Annotated in this window: 21 protein-coding genes and 1 tRNA gene; 20 read left to right on the top strand and 2 right to left on the bottom strand. The window is 37.2% G+C overall.

Going from position 1 to position 20,513, the window contains the following annotated elements:
• Window positions 1-169: 169 nt before the first annotated feature.
• The 10 genes from IGL36_RS11150 to IGL36_RS11105 all read left to right on the top strand — a co-directional run bounded on the left by IGL36_RS11150 (window position 170) and on the right by IGL36_RS11105 (window position 7,649).
• Window positions 170-697 (top strand): YqeG family HAD IIIA-type phosphatase, encoded by a 528-nt coding sequence (locus tag IGL36_RS11150; protein WP_002356296.1) that lies wholly within the window; start codon window positions 170-172, stop codon window positions 695-697.
• Window positions 694-1,803, top strand: coding sequence for a ribosome biogenesis GTPase YqeH (yqeH, locus tag IGL36_RS11145; protein ID WP_002397488.1), 1,110 nt, complete (start codon window positions 694-696; stop codon window positions 1,801-1,803). Before IGL36_RS11150 ends, yqeH begins: the two co-directional genes overlap by 4 nt.
• A 23-nt stretch (window positions 1,804-1,826) precedes the next feature.
• Window positions 1,827-2,138 carry a ribosome assembly RNA-binding protein YhbY gene (yhbY, locus tag IGL36_RS11140; RefSeq protein ID WP_002356298.1) on the top strand — a complete coding sequence of 104 codons (312 nt, stop codon included), beginning with the start codon at window positions 1,827-1,829 and terminating at the stop codon, window positions 2,136-2,138.
• 17 nt (window positions 2,139-2,155) lie between these two features.
• Window positions 2,156-2,815: a nicotinate-nucleotide adenylyltransferase gene (locus IGL36_RS11135; protein ID WP_002365150.1), complete on the top strand. Its 660-nt coding sequence runs from the start codon at window positions 2,156-2,158 to the stop codon at window positions 2,813-2,815.
• On the top strand, window positions 2,793-3,383 hold the full coding sequence (yqeK, locus tag IGL36_RS11130) for a bis(5'-nucleosyl)-tetraphosphatase (symmetrical) YqeK (RefSeq protein ID WP_002356300.1): 591 nt from the start codon (window positions 2,793-2,795) through the stop codon (window positions 3,381-3,383). The genes IGL36_RS11135 and yqeK overlap by 23 nt, the downstream gene beginning before the upstream one ends.
• 46 nt (window positions 3,384-3,429) lie before the next feature.
• A complete protein-coding gene (gene rsfS, locus IGL36_RS11125; protein WP_033072556.1) occupies window positions 3,430-3,768 on the top strand; it encodes a ribosome silencing factor in 339 nt (112 codons plus the stop codon).
• 1 nt (window position 3,769) lies between these two features.
• Complete coding sequence (locus IGL36_RS11120) at window positions 3,770-4,510, top strand: class I SAM-dependent DNA methyltransferase (protein WP_002356302.1); 741 nt, start codon at window positions 3,770-3,772, stop codon at window positions 4,508-4,510.
• An 80-nt stretch (window positions 4,511-4,590) separates the two neighbouring features.
• A complete protein-coding gene (locus IGL36_RS11115) occupies window positions 4,591-5,778 on the top strand; it encodes a nucleotidyltransferase (protein WP_002356304.1) in 1,188 nt (395 codons plus the stop codon).
• Between the two features lie 86 nt (window positions 5,779-5,864).
• A complete protein-coding gene (locus IGL36_RS11110; protein WP_002356305.1) occupies window positions 5,865-6,584 on the top strand; it encodes a YebC/PmpR family DNA-binding transcriptional regulator in 720 nt (239 codons plus the stop codon).
• 234 nt (window positions 6,585-6,818) lie between these two features.
• A complete protein-coding gene (locus tag IGL36_RS11105; RefSeq protein WP_002397487.1) occupies window positions 6,819-7,649 on the top strand; it encodes a DUF6287 domain-containing protein in 831 nt (276 codons plus the stop codon).
• Window positions 7,650-8,075: 426 nt separating this feature from the next.
• Here the strand turns inward: IGL36_RS11105 and IGL36_RS11100 are convergent, their stop codons facing one another.
• Both IGL36_RS11100 and IGL36_RS11095 read right to left on the bottom strand, forming a co-directional pair.
• Window positions 8,076-9,020: an endo-beta-N-acetylglucosaminidase gene (locus IGL36_RS11100; protein WP_002382461.1), complete on the bottom strand. Its 945-nt coding sequence runs from the start codon at window positions 9,018-9,020 to the stop codon at window positions 8,076-8,078.
• 157 nt (window positions 9,021-9,177) lie between these two features.
• A complete protein-coding gene (locus tag IGL36_RS11095) occupies window positions 9,178-9,759 on the bottom strand; it encodes a YdcF family protein (protein WP_002359392.1) in 582 nt (193 codons plus the stop codon).
• Between the two features lie 121 nt (window positions 9,760-9,880).
• Here IGL36_RS11095 and IGL36_RS11090 point away from each other — a divergent pair, with 121 nt between their 5' ends.
• The 10 genes from IGL36_RS11090 (at window position 9,881) to IGL36_RS11045 (ending at window position 20,444) form a co-directional block, all read left to right on the top strand.
• Window positions 9,881-10,744 carry an aminoglycoside 6-adenylyltransferase gene (locus IGL36_RS11090; RefSeq protein ID WP_002397486.1) on the top strand — a complete coding sequence of 288 codons (864 nt, stop codon included), beginning with the start codon at window positions 9,881-9,883 and terminating at the stop codon, window positions 10,742-10,744.
• A 146-nt stretch (window positions 10,745-10,890) separates the two neighbouring features.
• On the top strand, window positions 10,891-12,336 hold the full coding sequence (locus tag IGL36_RS11085) for a L,D-transpeptidase family protein (RefSeq protein ID WP_002397485.1): 1,446 nt from the start codon (window positions 10,891-10,893) through the stop codon (window positions 12,334-12,336).
• 98 nt (window positions 12,337-12,434) lie between these two features.
• Window positions 12,435-13,139: a VanR-ABDEGLN family response regulator transcription factor gene (gene vanR / locus IGL36_RS11080; RefSeq protein ID WP_430609053.1), complete on the top strand. Its 705-nt coding sequence runs from the start codon at window positions 12,435-12,437 to the stop codon at window positions 13,137-13,139.
• Window positions 13,132-14,244, top strand: coding sequence for a sensor histidine kinase (locus IGL36_RS11075; protein ID WP_002365141.1), 1,113 nt, complete (start codon window positions 13,132-13,134; stop codon window positions 14,242-14,244). Before vanR ends, IGL36_RS11075 begins: the two co-directional genes overlap by 8 nt.
• A 97-nt stretch (window positions 14,245-14,341) precedes the next feature.
• Window positions 14,342-15,052 (top strand): M15 family metallopeptidase, encoded by a 711-nt coding sequence (locus IGL36_RS11070; RefSeq protein ID WP_002356314.1) that lies wholly within the window; start codon window positions 14,342-14,344, stop codon window positions 15,050-15,052.
• A 118-nt stretch (window positions 15,053-15,170) separates the two neighbouring features.
• Window positions 15,171-15,350, top strand: coding sequence for a 2-hydroxymuconate tautomerase (locus tag IGL36_RS11065; RefSeq protein ID WP_002356318.1), 180 nt, complete (start codon window positions 15,171-15,173; stop codon window positions 15,348-15,350).
• 396 nt (window positions 15,351-15,746) lie between these two features.
• On the top strand, window positions 15,747-17,684 hold the full coding sequence (gene thrS / locus IGL36_RS11060; protein ID WP_002381388.1) for a threonine--tRNA ligase: 1,938 nt from the start codon (window positions 15,747-15,749) through the stop codon (window positions 17,682-17,684).
• Window positions 17,685-17,848: 164 nt separating this feature from the next.
• Window positions 17,849-19,984, top strand: coding sequence for a peptidoglycan D,D-transpeptidase FtsI family protein (locus IGL36_RS11055; RefSeq protein WP_002362471.1), 2,136 nt, complete (start codon window positions 17,849-17,851; stop codon window positions 19,982-19,984).
• A gap of 125 nt (window positions 19,985-20,109) precedes the next feature.
• A complete protein-coding gene (gene rpmG, locus IGL36_RS11050; RefSeq protein WP_002356321.1) occupies window positions 20,110-20,259 on the top strand; it encodes a 50S ribosomal protein L33 in 150 nt (49 codons plus the stop codon).
• 95 nt (window positions 20,260-20,354) lie between these two features.
• Window positions 20,355-20,444 (top strand) — tRNA-Ser (locus tag IGL36_RS11045).
• The last annotated feature ends 69 nt before the right edge of the window (window positions 20,445-20,513 follow it).

Here is a 20,513-nt window from a genome sequence, read left to right as displayed (position 1 = left end):
TTTTTTCTTTTATTTTACTTGTTCTTTTACAAGGAACGACCGTCCTTTATAGAAATTTTCAGTAAAATGCAGTATAATACAATAGGTAGAGACTGAAGCATAATTGTTTAGTTATGTTTCAGTCTCTTAAAATCGAAGAAACTACATAGTGTCAGTGAGAGGAGTCACGATGTTTTCAAAATATAAACCGACATGGATGATTGATGCGATTTATAAAATTACCCCCGCACAATTAAAAAAACTGGGGATTAAGGCAGTACTAACTGACTTAGATAATACTTTAATTGCTTGGAATAATCCCGATGGAACAGAAGAATTAAAAACTTGGTTATTAGAAATGAAAAATGCAGGAATTACTGTCCTCGTTGTTTCAAACAACAAAGACAGCCGGATTAAACGCGTTGTTGAAAAGTTTGACTTAGATTATGTAGCACGTGCCTTGAAACCAACCGCACGTGGCTTCAAATTAGCAGAAAAAAAATTAGGCTTGAAGCCATCTGAAATGTTAATGGTCGGCGATCAGATTATGACAGATATTCGGGGAGCTAACGCAGCGGGTATTCGCAATGTTTTAGTTCAACCGATTGTCGATACAGATGGCTGGAATACTAGAATCAATCGGTTCTTTGAACGGAAAATTATGAAATACTTATCAAAAAAACATCCAGAAATGACATGGAGAGGCGGATTAGAATGACAGAGGCAATTCATTGTATTGGCTGTGGTGCGATTATCCAAACGGAAAATCCTCATGAATTAGGCTATACACCAAAAACAGCTTTCGAAAAAGGAATGGAAACAGGGGAAGTTTATTGCCAACGTTGTTTTCGCTTAAGACATTATAATGACATTCAAGATGTCCAATTAACAGATGATGACTTTTTACGTTTATTGAATGGTTTAGGAACAGAAGATGCACTGATTGTGAATGTAGTGGATATTTTTGACTTTAATGGCTCTCTTATTCCAGGACTACATCGTTTTATCGGAGATAATCCTGTGTTGTTAGTTGGCAATAAAGTGGATATTTTGCCTAAATCATTAAAAAAACCTAAAATGGTTCAATGGATGAGAGAACGGGCCCATGAAGCAGGATTACGCCCTGTTGATGTTTTACTAACAAGTGGCAAGAAACCACAAGAAATGCAAGAGTTATTAGATACGATCGAAAAATATCGTGAAGACCGAGACGTTTATGTCGTAGGTGTGACCAATGTTGGAAAATCAACATTAATCAATCAAATCATTCAACAAACAGTGGGTGTTCAAGATGTGATTACGACATCACAATTTCCTGGAACAACGCTAGATAAAATTGAAATTCCATTAGACGATGGCCACTTCTTAATCGATACGCCGGGAATTATTCACCGTCATCAAATGGCACATTACCTAGGTAAAAAAGACTTGAAAATTATTGCACCGCAAAAAGAAATCAAACCGAAAGTTTACCAATTAAATGCTGAACAAACCTTGTTTTTAGGTGGCTTGGCTCGCTTTGATTATGTCCAAGGTGCTAAAAGTTCCTTCATTGCCTACGTTTCCAATGACTTAAATTTACACCGAACAAAAACAGCAACCGCCGATGCTTTTTATGAAAAACATGTTGGTGGCTTATTGCAGCCCCCACGTGCCGATGAAGTCGCTGAGTTTCCTGAATTAGTGCGCTTTGAATTTTCCGTGAAAGAAAAAACGGATATTGTGTTTGCTGGTCTAGGTTGGATTACTGTCACAGAACCTGGTGTAGTCGCTGGTTGGGCGCCTAAAGGTGTCGATGTTTTACGTAGAAAAGCATTAATTTAAATTTTAGAGAGAAGGCAAACAATTTGAAACTTAGAGGAAAACAAAAACGTTATTTACGTAGTCAGGCACACCATTTACAACCTATTTTTCAAGTAGGCAAAGGTGGTTTGAATGACGCAATGATTACACAAATTGATGAGGCGTTGGAAAAACGTGAATTGATTAAAATTACGTTATTACAAAATACAGATGAAGTAGCAGAAGAGGTTGCAGAAGAACTAACAGCAGCCATTCATTGCGATGTGGTACAAATTATTGGTCGCGTGTTGGTCTTATTCAAGCCATCAAGTAAAGAAAAATATCAAAAAATTTCAGCAGCAGTCAAAGAGATTTAATATTGGAGGGATGAACAATGGGAGAAAAAAGACAAGCGCGTCAAGGAGCGGACGTTCTCTTGCAAGAGGAACCGTTACGTTTTCAAACAAGAAAGCAAGTCGGCTTGTTAGGTGGTAATTTTAATCCCGTTCATTTAGCACATCTTGTCATGGCCGATCAAGTTCAAAATCAACTAGGTTTGGACAAAGTTTACTTAATGCCTACGTACTTACCACCACATGTAGACGAAAAGAAAACAATTAGCAGTGAACATCGGTTAGCGATGTTAGAACTAGCAGTGGCTGATAATCCCTGCTTAGATATTGAGCCAATTGAGTTAATTCGCAAAGGCAAAAGTTACACGTATGATACGATGAAAGCTTTAAAAGAAGCCAATCCAGATACTGATTATTATTTTATAATTGGTGGAGATATGGTGGAATACTTGCCCAAATGGCATCGGATTGATGACTTACTCCATTTAGTTCAATTTGTCGGCATTCGGCGTCCTAATTATCCAACGGAATCTACCTATCCAATTATTTGGGTCGATGTTCCGCAGATGGCGATTAGTTCCACTTTGATTAGACAAAAAGTCAAAAGTGGTTGCTCAACACGCTATCTTCTTCCAGAGAATGTGATAAACTATATTCAAGAGAAGGGACTGTATCAAGATGAGCTGGATAACAAATTATGATGCTGCACAACGTGAATTATTAATGCAAAAAGTTCAAATGCAAATGAGTGAACGTCGCTTTCGCCATGTGTTAGGAGTCGAGGAAACAGCTGTGGCCTTGGCAGCGAAATATGGTGCCGATGAAGCCAAAGCAAGTATTGCTGCTTTGACGCATGATTACGCCAAAGAACGTCCAAACGATGAATTCGAGTTGATTATTCGCCGAGATGGTTTTGATTTGGCTTTATTAAACTATGGCAATGAAATTTGGCATGGCTTAGTTGGGGCGGATATTGTTCAACGGGAATTAGCCATTGATGACGAAGAAATCTTGCAGGCAATTCGTGTGCATACAACTGGGGCTGCTAAGATGAGCTTGCTAGATAAAATTATTTATGTCGCAGATTACATTGAACCAGGACGTGATTTTCCAGGTGTGAAAGAAGCCCGTGAAATTGCCCTTGTTGACTTAGATGCAGCGGTTGCTTATGAGACGAAACATACCTTGTTACATTTGATTGAACAAGAACATAAAATTTATCCAAAAACGTTAGAGACCTACAATCAATGGGTCGTTAATCAAAAATAAAAGAAGAAAGAATTACTAGGAGGGAACTATCATAGATAGCCAGAAAATTTTAGAAATTGCTGTCAAAGCAGCAGATTCAAAACGAGCAGAAGAAATTGTCGCATTAGACGTAAGAGAGATTTCATTATTAGCAGATTATTTTTTAATTTGCCAAGCCAATAGTGAACGTCAAATCAATGCGATTGTTGATGAAATTAACGAACAAGAAGCCAAAAATCAAGTAGAAGTCAAACGTGTGGAAGGTAAAGAAGGCGGAAAATGGATTTTAATCGATTTAGGCGATGTTATTGTCCATGTATTCCAATCTTCAGAACGTGCCTTTTACAACTTAGAAAAATTATGGTCAGATGCCCCAATGGTTGATCTAAGCGCTTGGGTCGACTAAAATGGCCTATGAAACGTTTGCTTTCGTCTATGACGAAGTGATGGACGAAAGCCTATACCAAAAATGGTTGGATTTTTCCAATCGTCATCTCCCACAAGGAACCCAACAAATTCTTGAAATGGCTTGTGGTACAGGCGCTTTAGCAGTTGATTTTGCGAAAAGTGGTTACGATGTGACGGCCTTAGACTTATCAGAAGAAATGTTGATGATTGCTAGTGAACGGGCCTTTGAAGAAGAAGTGCCAGTTCAATTTGTTCAGGGAAATATGCTAGATTTATCTGAAGTGGGACAATACCAAGCCATCACTTGTTTTTCTGATTCACTGTGCTATATGGCTAATCGCCAAGAAGTACAACAAGTGTTCGATGAAGTTTATCAAGCGTTAGAAGAGGAAGGAACGTTCATTTTTGATGTTCATTCTACTTACAAAATTGATTCAGTTTTTCCAGAATATAGCTATCATTATCAAACAGAAGAATTTGCTTTTCTATGGGATAGTTACGCTGGTGAAAAAGAACACAGCATCGAACATTTCTTAACATTTTTTGTGAAAGAACAGGAAACAGATGAGCACTTTGTTCGGTATGATGAATTGCATCAAGAACGAACCTATTCGTTAGATAACTATTTACGAATGTTAGAAAGTGCTGGTTTCATGAATGTCAAAGTTTATGCAGACTTTACAGATGAAGCACCAACTGAAACAAGTGAACGCTGGTTCTTTGTTTGTCAAAGAGATTAATAAGATTTGGCTTATGAGCTTGGGACAGCGCTTAAAAACGTTTGTCTCTTTGCTGATAAGTCCATTTTTTTATAACGGAGGTGGCTAGAGTGAAAGCCTGTGGCATTATCGTGGAATATAATCCCTTTCATAATGGACATCGCTATCATGCCCAACAAGCTCGCCAACAAAGCGGAGCTGAAGTAGTGATTGCTATAATGAGTGGAAATTTTTTACAAAGAGGAGAACCAGCCTTACTAGATAAGTGGGCCAGAGCAGAAGAAGCTTTGCAAAATGGTGTGGATTTAGTTATTGAATTGCCGACAGCTTGGTCGGTACAGTCTGCGGATTACTTTGCCAAAGGCGGTATAAAGTTATTGCAGGCGTTGCAATGTGAGAGCTTATGTTTTGGAACAGATAGTACAAGCGCAATTGATTATGCGGCTTTCGGCCAGTTTGTCCAAGAAAATCAATCCTTAATTGATCAAACGTTCCACGCATTGACAGACAAACAATTGAGTTATCCACAAAAAATGACTGCTGTTTTTCGTCAAGTATATCCTGAAAGCAGGTTCGATTTTTCTTCACCTAATCATATTTTGGGGATGAGTTATGCAAAGGAAAATGCCACGTATCCAACCCCGATGACGCTCTACCCAATTGCTAGAAAACAAGCGGGCTTTCATGATGCAACGATTTCTGGGAAAGTTGCTAGCGCCACGGCGATTAGGCAAAGTGTTTTTCAACAAGAAATAACGCAAGTGCTGCCAACGGTTCCTTCTATAACCGCACAACATTTACAAACACAGACAATGATTTCATGGGAAAATTATTGGCCCTTCCTAAAGTATAAAATTGTTCAATCCTCGTTAGAAGAGTTACAAGCCATTTACCAAATGACGGAAGGACTTGAATATCGACTAAAAGATCAAATCCAAGCAGCAGGTTCTTTTCACGAATTAATGGAACGTATGAAAACGAAGCGTTATACTTGGACAAGATTGCAACGATTAGCAACCTATATATTGTTAAATATGACCAAAGAAGAAGTTGAAACTGTTTGGCAAGACAGCTATCTCCATGTGCTAGGATTTACGCCAAAGGGACAAGCTTATCTAAAAGAAACCAAAGCACAGATTCAATTGCCGGTAATTTCCAAAGTATCTAAAGAAAACCGCGCAATGCTTTCGTTAGATATTCGCGCCAATCAACTATACCAGATGGGAGATTCTTCTTTAAAAGAACAAAATTTTGGTCGGTTTCCCTTACGATTTTCGCCAGATACCTAAAAAATACTTAACAAAAATCAGTTTCCCCAGTATAATAAACAAGGGATAAGATACTAACAACAAATCAGAGAAAGCGAAGTGAGAATATGGGCCGTAAATGGGCAAATATTAAAGAGAAAAAAGCTGCCAAAGACGCAAACAATAGCCGTGTTTATGCAAAATTCGGGATTGAAATTTACGTAGCAGCGAAGTCAGGAGACCCTGATCCTCATGCAAACCAAAAATTACGGTTTGTAATCGAACGCGCCAAAACATACAATGTACCAAAACATATTATTGATCGCGCTATTGAAAAAGCAAAAGGTTCAGCAGATGAACAATATTCTGAATTACGCTATGAAGGATTTGGGCCAAATGGTTCAATGGTCATTGTTGATGCTTTAACAAACAACGTGAACCGAACAGCAGCAGATGTGCGGGCCGCATTTGGTAAAAACGGCGGAAACATGGGTGTCAGCGGTGCTGTTTCCTACATGTTTGATAATACAGGTATCATTGGCTTTGCTGGTGACGATGCGGATGAAATTTTAGAATACTTAATGGAAAAAGACATTGATGTTCGCGATGTTGTTGAAGAAGACGGTCAAATTATCGTTTACACAGAACCAGAAGATTTCCACCATGCACAAGAAGCGTTAAAAGAAAAAGGCATTGAAGAATTCACGGTTACTGAGTTAGAAATGGTTCCACAAAACGAAGTAACATTAGAAGGCGACGATTTAGCGAACTTTGAAAAAATGTTAGACGTTTTAGAAGATTTAGAAGATGTTCAAAAAGTTCATCATAATGTAGATTTACCTGAATAATCCATTTGTTCGTTTGTTTTAAGATTTAGAAAGTGAGCCATCGGTCATTTTGACTGATGGCTCACTTTTTTTCATATAATACATAGAAAAAAGAAAGTTGATTGATAGGTCCATGTGACACAAAGCATTCAATGACAGGTTCAACTTTTGTCTGTTCCATAAATATTTGTCTAAACAATTGAATTAATAGTACAATAGTCTAGTAAGATAGATCATTGAACGGGGTGAATAGGCGTGAAAAAGGGAATGTTAGCGTTTTTTGTCGGGCTAGCGGTTTTATCATTAACTGCTTGTCGGGAACCAAAAGAAAAGAAAGTGACCGCTTCAACGGAGGCATCCTCTAAAGTTGAAGAGACGAATGAAAAAACCAGTGAAACAATTGATAAGACAAACGAACAAGCGAGCAGCAGTGTCGAGTCTAACGAATCAGTGAAAAATGAAGAGTCCACAGCTGATGAAGACAACAGTCAGCTAACTGTAGCTGATTTAGATACTACAGCGATTAATGCTGGCGATTTTACTACTTTAGTTGGAACATGGAAAAATGGTAAAGGAGAGAGTTTGATCATTCATCCTGATGGTAGTACAAATACCGGAGGAATGATTACGAAGGATTCACCTACTGATGAGTCGCGACCAATTACAAGCTTAAGTATTAGGTGGGGGCCTACTGGTGCTGCGTTATTATTATATAAAATTGGTGTTGAAAATCCTAACGGCGACCAATCGGATAAGACGAAACCGCGATTGTTAATTACTCAAGATAGTGGAAATTATCCTGCGGAAGAGTATTACTATCGTTCTTCTGAAGAGGAAAATCAAGACCAAAATGAAGAGGCAAAAATCATCGATACACAAGAAAAAGCAGAGACATATATTAGAAAGACACTGACTGATGCAGAAAATAATGATACGAACCTTGGATTTTTGGGTATGAATGGAAATGACTTCTTTTTTAGAGCCCAATCGAAACAGATGGTTGCAAATGGAGGGACAGGAACTGTCGGTTTTTACAGAGTATCACCACAAGGAGCAGTCAGAATAACGGATGCACGAGGCAACTAAAGATAGTCTCGTGGCAATCTATTTAATTCCTATAAAAGTAGCAAAATAAGAATGAAATGATCACAAAATCTTCACATTTAGTTTGTAAGATATAAGCATATCAACAAACAACCTTAACAACACAAAACACTTTTTCATTTTTAACTCCTTTCCCGTCCTTACCCAAAGGGCGGGTCTTTTTTTGTGTAAAACTATTCACTCAAGATACCAAAAGAGCCTAGGACAAAAATCACTTTGGATTTTTGTCCTAGGCTTAAAAATTGATAAACGGCGGGAACAGAAGCAACTCCTTCGGAAATAAGCCGAAATTCTCCAAAAGTTATAGAACAATTTTCGGAAATTCCTTCTTATTTCTCGGAGTTAAACGCTTCTGTCCCGACCTCTTTAACTCATTACATGTTGGCGCTTGTAGACACGAGATAATAATTAAGGTGTTGGAACAGTTGGTGAATAGTTCGTTTTTCGACCATAAAGTTCTTGTGTCGCCGCCGAGATATATGCAGATGAATCTTTTCCTGGGAGGTTATACATTAGATAAATACCATATTGCTCCGCTTTTGTACGTTTAGCATATTGCGCAGCTAGATTTTGATTGACACCAACTTCAACGGCAGAAGCACCTAAACGAGAAGCAGGCATCCCCGCAATTTGTGGCGGATTCCAGGTACTATAATAAGGGTTCCAAGCATAATCAATTAAAGAACTCATTTGAGGATTAGCTGAAGAGTTCGCAGCCGCTGGTCCGATATTATAAAAAGTAATTAATTTATCATTGCCTAAGCGATTTCTTAAGGCTTGAAGTAACCAAATGAACGAAGAATTATTTGGTTGAGGCGTCCCATTTTTTCCGTATTCAGCATACTCATCATCAAAATCAATACCATCTAAATGATACGTATTAACGACTTGTTCTAATTGAGCTGCAAAGGCATCCGCACTTTCGTAAGTTGGGAAGTTAGCAAAGCCAGCACCTTCATGGTTGCCTAAAATAGACAATAGGACTTTAGTGCCGCGTGCTTGAACTGGACGAATTTGTGTTTCAGCTTCGTTTAAAGTTTGTTGGACCCGTTCATTTAGATATAAGTAAGGTTTTTTATTGACCGTATCATAATTAATATTGGCTGCAAAAATAATCCCCATATCAAAAGCAGGTTGATTGGTTCCAGCTAAAGTATATTTTCCCACATTGTTAAAATCGTGGTTATTTACTTCTACATACATGACTGTTTTAGGTGTAACAGTTGATGCTGCTTGTACTTCAAATGCAGGTAGTGCAAACAGTAAACCACCGACTAAAAGGATCAAACTTAAAAAAGTTGAAATAATCCCTGTTTTCTTGTTAAAAAAATGAGTGCTCAATTGATGCCCCATAACTTTCTCCTCCTATAAAATAAATATTATTTGTAAGCGTTAACAAAGATATGTTATCATTTTTATAATTTAAACACAAGAAGAAGAGAACAAAAGTGAGCAAATCCACAGAATATAAAAGCGTCCTTCGCAAAATGCTCTTGCGAAGGACGCTCTTTTACCAATCAAAGAGTAAGGCATAGCCTAAAGAAAGCAGCTCTCGACCAAAATTTTTGATATCTTTTGGAAAAGAAGAAGCCGCAGTGATGCCTGAAACATTTGAGATGCCTGCTCGCTTGGCTAAAAGTTGCGAGCGGTACATGTGAAAGTCACTAGTAACAATCACTAGCCGTTTAAAAGAAAGGAGTTTTTGTGAATTGACAATATTTTCTTTGGTGCGTGTGGCACGATTTTCTAAGAGAATCTGTTTTTCTGGAACACCTTTATTTAGCAAGTATTGTTTCATAACCGCGGCTTCCGTAGCCGGCTCATCTGCTCCTTGCCCTCCGCTAACAATAACGGGTGTCTCGGGGTGTTGTTTAATATAGGGGATAGCCACATCTAACCGAGCTTGTAAAACACGGCTGGGCAGTGCGGTTTCTTTAGACGTCCCTAAAACACGGGCCCCTAAAATTAAAATAGCATCTGGTTTATCGGTGGGTTGCGTATTTTTGCCAGTAAAAATAAGTAGACCTAAAATCAAAAGAATACAAAAGCCAAAACTGACAATGGATAAACTTGTTATTTTTAACCAATGCATGAAACATCCCTCCTTGTAATGTTAGTGTATACGAAGTACCATAGAAAAAGCGATAGAAAACAAAAGACTTATAAAAAAATCTATGTTTTAATAGAAACTTTTGAAGAGAGGGAGCGAGTGAATGCGTACAGAAGAAGAAATGTTTCAACTTATTATGGATGTAGCAAAACAAGAAGAACACATTCGAGCCGTGGGAATGGTGGGTTCTCGCACGAATGTGAAAGCGCCAAAAGATAGTTTTCAAGATTTCGACATTGTTTATATTGTAGAACCATGTGCTGAGTTTTTTGAAACAGCAACGTGGATAGCAAAATTTGGTCAACCATTAATTATGCAACGTCCCAAGGAAATGACCTTATTTCCCACAGAACCGAAGACGCGGGAAACATTTTTAATGTTATTTGAAGATGGCCAACGTATCGATTTAACGTTGTGTCCTCTCGCAGAAAAAGATAATTGGCAAGAAGGCGATTCTTTAGCAATTATCTTGTTAGACAAAGATGAAAGTTTGCCGCCTTTACCTGTAGCATCTGATAAAAATTATACAGTAACAGTTCCGAATCAGCAGCAGTTTAACGATTGTTGCAATGAATTTTGGTGGGTTAGTACGTATGTAGTTAAGGGGCTTTGTCGGAATGAACTATTTTACGCTGTCACACATCTCTATGAATATTGTCAGCAGGAACTGTTGCGCTTGCTTTCTTGGCAAGCGGCTTGGCAGGAACCGGAGCCAATTTCTGTTGGGAAACAATTTAAGTATCTGAAAAATTATGTCACTCCTGACACGATGGATCAATTAGCATCGTTGCTGGATTTTTCTAGTAAAGAAGCTTGTTGGAACAGCTTAATAAAGACACAAGCCTTTTTTGACGTCGTCGCTCAGGATTTTGCTAAAATGGCCCAGTTTACGTATCATTTACAAGAAGCAAAAAAAGTCACAGAGTATACAAATTCTTTAAGATTAAAGGATTTACAAGGAAAATAAGCTGAAAACAACGTAAAAATAGTGTATAATTGAAAAAATTAATCTGCGAGAGAAAGGGAACCTTTTTTGATTGTAGATCACCGCAGTTGTTTGTTGCCTAGTCTCTAAGAAATAAACCTAAAATTATTGATATAAAGGATGAACAAATGAAAAAAGAAGAAATGCAAATGCGTAATACACGTCGTCAAAAATCAGGAAAAAATAATAAAAAGAAAGTAATTATTACTTCTTTGGTTGGACTAGCTCTGGTTGCTGGGGGCAGCTATGTTTATTTTCAAAGTCACTTTTTACCAACCACAAAAGTAAATGGAGTTTCTGTAGGCTGGTTAAATGTAAATGCTGCAGAAGAAAAATTAGCGCAAGTTAATCAAACCGAAGAAGTTGTGGTTCAAACGGGGACAAAAGAAGAAAAAATTCAACTTCCTAAAAAATACCAATTGGATCAAAAATTTTTAAAAGACCATTTACACAGTAGCAAGGTGAAGCTACCGTTAAACGAGGCATTCAAAAAAGAACTAGAAGCTAAATTAGCGACTTTAAGTTTTCCAGAGGGGAAACCAAGCAAAAATGCGAGTATCCGTCGAGGCAATGGCACTTTTGAAATTGTTCCCGAAGAACAAGGTACAGTAGTGGACACACAGCGCTTAAATCAGCAGATTATTGCGGATGTTGAAGCGGGAAAAGGCAACTATCAATACAATGCCAAAGATTTTTATAAAGCCCCTGAAATTACAAAAGAGGATCAAACGTTAAAGGCAACATTGACAACGCTCAATAACAAGTTAAATAAAACAATTACAGTTGATATTAATGGTGAAAAAGTAGCCTTTGATAAAACACAAATTCAAAACGTGCTGAATGCTGATGGCACAATCAACAAAGAAAAACTAACTACTTGGGTGACACAATTAGAAACAACATATGGTTCTGCTAATCAACCAGTTTTATTTACAGATGTTCACGGTACGACACGTCGTTTTAAAAACAATGGAAGTTATGGCTGGTCGATTGATGGGGCCAAAACGCAAGAACTACTAGTAAACGCGCTGAATAGCCAAGAACAAACGAATGCAATCACTGCTCCGTTGGTTGGCGATACCAAAGAAAATAGTAAAATTGCCAATAATTACATTGAAATTGATTTAAAAGATCAAAAAATGTATTGTTTCATTGATGGCAAAAAAATAGTCACCACAGATGTCATTACTGGCAGATATAACAAAGGAACCGCAACAGTACCAGGATTCCATACAATTTTATATCGGACAACCGATGTGAATTTAGAAGGTCAAATGCTTGATGGTTCTCGATACAGTGTGCCAGTAAAATATTGGATGCCGTTAGTAAGTCAAGGGGGCGTTGTCACACAAATTGGGATTCATGACTCCGACCATAAATTGGATAAGTATGGCGATAAAGAAGCCTTTAAAACCGATGCTGGTAGTAATGGCTGTATCAATACGCCAGGAACAGAAGTTTCAAAAATCTTTGATGTATCCTATGACGGAATGCCGGTAATTATTTATGGACATATCTATGATGATGCACCAGGTGAATTTGATAAACCTGTAGATTATGGCGAAGAAGTATAAATGATTATTTACAGCACCAAAAGGGCAAATGAGCAGTCTTTTTGGTGCTGTTTTAGTTGAATAGATAATTTATAAATGGACAAGCAAGGAGCAAAACCATGGCAGAAAGAATTTTATTAGTAGATGATGAACAAGAAATAGCTGATTTGCTGGAAGTATATTTAACGAGTGACGGTTATGAAGTAGAAAAATTTTATCGAGGGAAACCTGCTCTGGAATCAATGGCAAATAATCAGTTCGATTTAGCGGTACTTGATGTAATGTTACCAGATATTGATGGCTTTCAAATGGTTAAAAAAGCACGGGAAAAATATTTTTTCCCTATTATTCTTTTAACCGCTAAAATTGAGGACATTGATAAAATTACTGGGCTAACTTTAGTCGCTGATGATTATATTACAAAGCCATTTAATCCATTGGAAGTAGTCGCACGTATTAAAACACAACTAAGACGTTTTCGTAAATATAATTCACAGGCGAGTCTACAACAAGAAACAGAAGGAACAGAAATAGATATTCATGGTTTGGTGATAAATAAAATACATCATACAAGTAAACTATACGGGGAGGATATATTTTTAACGCCATTAGAATTTTCAATTCTTTGGTATTTAGCAGAACGTCAGGGAGAAGTAGTCCCAGCAGAGATATTGTTTGAAGAAATCTGGGGTGAAAAATATTTGGAAAACAATGGAAATACCGTGATGGCACATATTGGCCGTTTAAGGGAAAAATTAAAAGAACCACCAAGGAAGCCAAAGTTTATTAAAACTGTTTGGGGAGTGGGGTATAAAATTGACTGAAAAGAAAAAAACAGGAAAACAGCAATTTAAAGAACGAATGATTAAACAACTACTAACAAAGTTTTTGTTTTTTAGTTTGGGAATATTGGCGTTATCAGCAGTCTTGTATTTTTTTAGTAATTTTTTGTTTGGATTACGTAGATGGGGCATGGAAGATCCACTCTACCTTTTAGCCAAAGGAATTGAGGAGAACTACGTTTATTTAATTAGCTTAGTAATTCTAGGTGGTTCAGTAATCATTCTTTTTCGGATATGGTTGCAAAGCATCAATCAATTAACAGAAGTATTGGAGGCAACAGGGAAACTCTATCAGAATTCCGAAGAACCGATAGCCTTGTCAGCAAATTTAATGGAGTTTGACAAAGAGTTGAATCAAATCCGTCAAGAAGTTAACTTACGCCAGCAACAAGCGAAGGAAGCTGAGCAAAGAAAGAATGATTTGATTGTTTATTTAGCACATGATTTAAAAACGCCTTTAACATCAGTCATTGGTTATTTAACACTTCTTCATGATGAACTGGAAATTTCGACGCAATTACGAGAAAAATATTTAGCTATTTCATTAGAAAAAGCAGAGCATTTAGAAGAGTTGATTAATGAATTTTTTGAAATAGCTCGATTTAATCTCTCGAATATTGAATTAGAACCAACGAGTGTTCGCTTGGATCGTATGTTAAATCAAGTAAGTTATGAATTTTTACCTATGTTGAAACAAAAACAGTTAACTATTGAAACAGATTTTACTGAGGCTTTGTCTATTCATCTTGATGTCGATAAAATGCAAAGAGTTTTTGATAACTTAGTTCAAAATGCCATTAACTACAGCTATGCAGGAACAACCATCTCTCTTTCCACTAAAGTTGATAATGAAAATCAACGAGTAAATATTTATTTTACAAATCATGGCCCTACTGTTCCACCAGAAAAATTAGCCCGAATTTTTGAACAATTTTTCCGATTAGATACTGCCCGTCAAACAAACCGAGGAGGTGCAGGACTAGGTTTAGCGGTTGCTAAAAAAATTGTGGAGCTGCATGGCGGGGTGCTTTCAGCTGAAAGCGAAAATGAAAAAACTACCTTTATGATTTCTTTATCGATTTTGTAAGAAAATCGTTAGAAATTCTTGCGAAAAAAAAGAAGGCTCCTTTTTACTAGCTTGCTATACTAATTTTGTTAAGTAAGTAAAGAGGAGAGAAATAAAAATGAAATTTAAAGTTACAATTGGTGTCGCTATTTTAGGGCTTTTTATTGTGGGCATGGCTGTTAAACAAGTTGCTGAGAAAAAAATAGTTTCAATAGGAAATGAGCAAGCCCTCAGTTTAGAGGAAGAGGAAAAAATGAGTTCTCCTGAAGAAGGCGATCAATCATGGAAATTATTATTAGTAAATCAAACGCATCAGATTCCTGAAGATTATCAAATCCAATTAAAAAAATTACCTAACAAACAGGCAGTGGATAAACGAATTTATCCAGCTTTGAACAGGATGTTTAAAGATGCCAAAAGACAAGGCTTCTATCTTGAAGTCACTTCTAGTTATCGAACAAATGAAGAGCAAAAAGAAATTATGGCAGAAAAAGTACAGGCTTTTCAAGATCAAGGATTCAGCGAACAAGAAGCGATTGAAACAGCTGAAAGTTGGGTAGCAGTGCCGAGAACTAGTGAACATGAAGTAGGTTTAGCAGTGGATATAAATGCGCAAAGTAAGCGATCTACTGACGAAGAAGTCTACGCTTGGTTGGCAAAGAACGCCTATAAATATGGATTTATTCTTCGTTATCCTTCAGACAAAGTGGAAATTACGGGTGTTAGTTATGAACCTTGGCATTATCGATATGTGGGTAAAAAAGCAGCACTAGAGATTCAAAAAGCGAGTCTAACGTTAGAAGAATACTTAGCAGAAAATAATAATTAATTGTTTATCAATAAAGCTATCTTAGCTTTTACTGAACATAGGCTATTTTTTATTGACAAGCGTCATATCCCGCTCTATGATACAAACAGAACAAGCAATTTAAATTGGGGGAACGAAGATGCCATTTGTACATGTAGAATTAATTGAAGGCCGCACAGAAGAACAGTTAACTAATATGGTCAAAGATATTACAGAAGCTGTGTCAAAAAACGCTGGTGCACCAAAAGAGAATATCCATGTGATTGTCAATGAATTGAAAAAAGACCGCTATGCACAAGGCGGCGAATGGAAAAAATAAGTTTTCAGAGAATTTCTGTTGAATCACTTGCTTTTTCTGAAAATAAGTGGTTAAATAAGTGCATAAATGATTGATGAGAAAGACAACTGAACTTGCCCGCGATCTATTAGAGAGGAAAATCTTGGCTGAAAATTTTCCAGATTGGCACAAGGGATGACCACTTTCGAAACCTTTGTTGAAACAAAGGCGGTCGCACCGTTAACACGCTAGAGGAACACAGATTATTTGTGTTCAAAATTAGGTGGAACCACGATATTTTCGTCCTAGTATTCGTTAGAATACTAGGACTTTTTGTTTTTTAACAAGGGGAACAGGTGGCTGTTTCGTTTCATTGTGAAAAACAGGAACACAATGAAACGCTTCAAATCAAAAAAATTAAAAGGAGAGAATTTTATTATGTCTATTCACATTACTTTTCCAGATGGCGCTGTTAAACCGTTTGATTCTGGAATTACAACATTTGATGTTGCTAAAAGTATTAGCAACAGTTTAGCCAAAAAAGCTTTAGCTGGTAAATTCAATGGTGTTTTAATCGATTTAGATCGTCCTATTGTAGAAGATGGTTCGCTTGAAATCGTGACACCTGATCATGAAGATGCTTTAGGAATTTTACGTCACTCGGCAGCTCATTTAATGGCTAATGCCTTACGCCGTCTTTTCCCTAACATTAAATTTGGCGTAGGTCCTGCGATTGATTCTGGGTTCTACTATGATACAGATAATGGGGAATCCCCTGTGACAGCGGAAGATTTACCTGCAATTGAAGCCGAAATGATGAAAATTGTGAAGGAAAATAACCCAATCGTTCGTAAAGAAATCTCACGTGCAGAAGCGTTAGAATTATTTGCTGATGATCCTTACAAAGTTGAATTAATTACAGATTTGCCAGAAGATGAAATCATCACTGTCTATGATCAAGGCGATTTTGTTGATTTATGTCGTGGTGTTCACGTCCCTTCAACAGGACGGATTCAAGTCTTTAAATTACTTTCAGTAGCTGGTGCTTATTGGCGCGGAAACTCTGACAATCATATGATGCAACGGATTTACGGCACTGCCTTTTTCGATAAAAAAGATTTAAAAGAGTTTATCAAAATGCGCGAGGAAGCCAAAGAACGTGACCACCGTAAATTAGGAAAAGAATTAGATTTATTTATGGTTTCACAAGAAGTTGGTTCAGGGTTACCTTTCTGGTTACCAAAAGGCGCAACCATTCGTCGTACAATTGAACGTTATATTGTGGACAAAGAAATTAGCTTAGGTTACCAACATGTGTATACACCAATTATGGCAGATGTGGAATTATACAAAACATCTGGTCACTGGGATCATTACCATGAAGATATGTTCCCACCAATGGATATGGGCGATGGCGAAATGCTGGTATTACGTCCAATGAACTGTCCACACCATATGATGGTTTATAAAAATGACATTCATAGTTACCGCGAATTGCCAATTCGAATCGCTGAATTAGGGATGATGCACCGCTATGAAAAATCTGGCGCATTATCAGGGTTACAACGTGTTCGTGAAATGACTTTAAACGATGGACATACTTTTGTTCGTCCTGACCAAATTAAAGACGAATTTAAACGTACTTTGGAGTTAATGGTGGCAGTCTATGCTGACTTTAACATTACGGATTATCGTTTCCGCTTAAGCTATCGTGATCCAAATAATACAGACAAATATTTTGATGATGATGCGATGTGGGAAAAAGCGCAAGCGATGTTAAAAGCTGCCATGGATGAATTAGAATTAGATTACTTTGAAGCAGAAGGCGAAGCTGCCTTTTACGGTCCGAAGTTAGATGTTCAAGTAAAAACAGCTTTAGGAATGGAAGAAACATTATCAACCATCCAATTAGACTTCTTATTACCAGAACGTTTTGACTTAACTTATGTTGGCGAAGATGGTGAAAATACACATCGCCCAGTTGTTATCCACCGTGGTATTGTCTCAACAATGGAACGATTTGTGGCTTACTTAACAGAAGTTTACAAAGGCGCTTTCCCTACTTGGTTAGCACCAATTCAAGCAACTATTATCCCAGTTTCTGTAGAAGCGCATTCTGAGTATGCTTATGAAATCAAAGAACGTTTACAAGCACAAGGCTTACGTGTTGAAGTCGATGATCGTAACGAAAAAATGGGCTACAAAATTCGGGCCTCTCAAACACAAAAAGTACCTTATCAATTAGTGGTCGGGGACAAAGAAATGGAAGACGCAACGGTGAACGTCCGTCGTTATGGAAGCAAAGAAACGTCTGTCGAAGATTTATCAATTTTCATTGACAGCATGGCTGCTGAAGTTCACAATTACAGCCGTTAAAAAAAGAGAAAAAGTCAAAAGGACTTCTGAATTCAGAAGTCCTTTTGACTTTTTTCAACAACAAAATAATTAAATATTTCCTTAGAGCTGGGAATAATCCTGATTTTTTGACTATTTTTTGTTACAATGAGAATGCGAAACTTTTTAGTGAAGGGACTAGAGGTATGAAGAAAAACTCATTTATAGATAAAATAAAAAAAACAGATGCCGCAGCAAAGAGTCAACGAGGTAGAAAGCCACATATTCCTTTTCGATTGAACTTATTATTTTTTGTGATATTCACTTTATTTGTTTCATTAATTGTCCGTTTAGGATATTTACAGATTGTAGAAGGAGAAGAGTTTAACAAAAAAATCACTGCCAATTCTTCACTACAAATCACGACACCATCCCCTCGAGGACAAATTTATGATTCACAAGGAAAAGTCTTGGTTTCTAACAAAGCCAATTTAGCAATCACTTACACACGAGGAAAAAATATTGAAGGAAAAGATATTTTACCGATTGCGAATAAAGTTAACGAACTTATTAACGTTCCAGTTGATCCAAACTTAACGGATCGTGATAAAAAAGATTATTGGTTAGCGAATCCTGAAAATTTAAAAGCAGCCCAAGGCCGTTTAACCGATCAAGATAAAGAAGATGAAAAAGGCAACAAAATTACGGACGAAGGCACATTATATGCCAAAGCAGTTGAAAAAGTCACCCCTGAAGAAATTGCATTTGATGACCGAACCTTACAAGCAGTGACGATTTTTAAACGAATGAATGCAGCGTCACAAATGAACACGGTCTTCATCAAGAATGAAGGGGTAACAGAAGGTGAAATTGCGACAATTGGTGAACACACAGCGGAAATATCTGGTGTTTCAACAGGGACTGATTGGACGCGTGATTATTCTCAAAGTGGCGCATTACGTAGCCTGTTGGGCACCGTTTCAACTGAAAAACAAGGATTGCCAGCCGAAGAAGTCGATGAATATTTGAAAAAAGGCTATGCACGAAATGACCGTGTCGGGACTAGCTATTTAGAAAAACAATATGAAGACGTACTACAAGGTAAAAAAGCAAAATCAGAAGTCGTTTTAGACAATAACGGAAAGATTGTTTCACAAACCCCAATTTCCAAAGGGGAAAAAGGCTCCAACTTAAAATTAACGATTGATTCAAATTTCCAAAACAAAGTTGATGAAATTTTACAACGAAACTATTCACAAATAGTCAAAACCATTGGACCATACTCAGAAAATGCATATGTCGTTGCTATGAACCCTCAAACAGGTGCTATTTTAGCGATGTCCGGATTTCATCATGATTTAGCAACTGGAGAAGTCACACCTAATCCTTTAGCACCTATTTTGAATTCTGAAGTTCCTGGATCAGTTGTGAAAGCAGGTACTTTAACAGCTGGTTATGAAACAGGCGTCATTAAAGGCAATGACGTTTTAACAGATGAAGCTATTTTACTAGCAGGTAGTAATCCAAAAGCTTCTTGGTGGAATGCTTCTGGCGGAACAACCATGCAATTAACTGCGGAGCAAGCGTTAGAATATTCTTCGAATGCTTATATGATGAAATTAGTCTTTAAAATGATGGGTGTGAATTATTATCCCAATATGATTTTCCCTTATGAAGTAGGAGATGACACTGTCTTTAAAGAATTAAGAAAAGCTTTTGCAGAATATGGTATGGGAACGAAAACTGGAATTGATATACCAGGAGAAACAACAGGAATTCAAAACAAGGACTTTAAGGATTCGTCTTCTGCGCCACAAGGTGGTAATCTTCTTGACCTATCTTTTGGGCAATATGATACCTATAGCGCGTTACAATTAGCACAGTACGTTTCCACTGTCGCAAATAATGGTATCCGCGTGCAACCCCATGTGGTAGAAGGAATCTATGGCAATGATGAAAATGGAGCTTTAGGAAAAATTTTAAAAGAAATTGAACCAAAAGTTTTGAATAAGGTGAATATTTCTGAAGACCAGATAGGAATTCTTCAACAAGGTTTCTATAATGTAGTAAATGGAACTAGTCCTTTTACAACTGCACGTGGTTTAAAATCAGACAAGTTTTCGATTGCTGCTAAAACAGGGACCGCCGAAACGCAAGCAACAGATGCTAATGGAGTAAACCATACAACGGTTAATAGTAACTTGGTGGCTTATGCGCCGTACGAAAATCCTGAAATTGCAATTAGCGTTGTTTTACCACACTTAAATGATGAATCTTCCAAACCAAATCAAACGATTGCCAAAGAAGTTTTAGAAGCGTATATGGAAATGTACAAAAAATAAAATTTGTAAAGTAGAACTACTTTACAAATTTGCCCAAAAGGGTAGTCAAATGACAAAAAAAATGGTATGATATTCAAGTCTAAGAAATCTCTTGGAAAGATCAATTATTAGTAGGAGGGGAAAACATGCGCGTAAACATTACTTTAGAGTGTACTTCTTGTAAAGAACGTAACTACTTAACAAATAAAAATAAACGTAACAATCCTGATCGTTTAGAAAAACAAAAATATTGCCCACGTGAAAGAAAAGTTACTTTACACCGTGAAACTAAATAATTTAGTTAGACAGAGCCTAGAATCCTTGTTGTGTAAGGGTCTAGGCTTTTTATCTATTGATTCATTACATGTTCATTTGTAGATGGAATGTAGAGGGAGGATTACCCAAGTTTGGCTGAAGGGGACGGTCTCGAAAACCGTTAGGCGAGTAACATCGTGCAAGGGTTCGAATCCCTTATCCTCCGTACCGAGAAGCAGTTGAGTTATTAGTTGCAAATAAAACGACAGAGACGTACACTTAAAGTAGAAAAATA

Origin of the sequence: Enterococcus sp. AZ011 (assembly GCF_050548355.1) — a bacterium.
In the GTDB taxonomy this organism is placed as follows: Bacteria; Bacillota; Bacilli; order Lactobacillales; family Enterococcaceae; genus Enterococcus; species Enterococcus faecalis.
The sequence above is the reverse complement of the archived record's forward strand: the minus strand, read 5'-3'. Positions and strand labels throughout refer to the sequence as shown.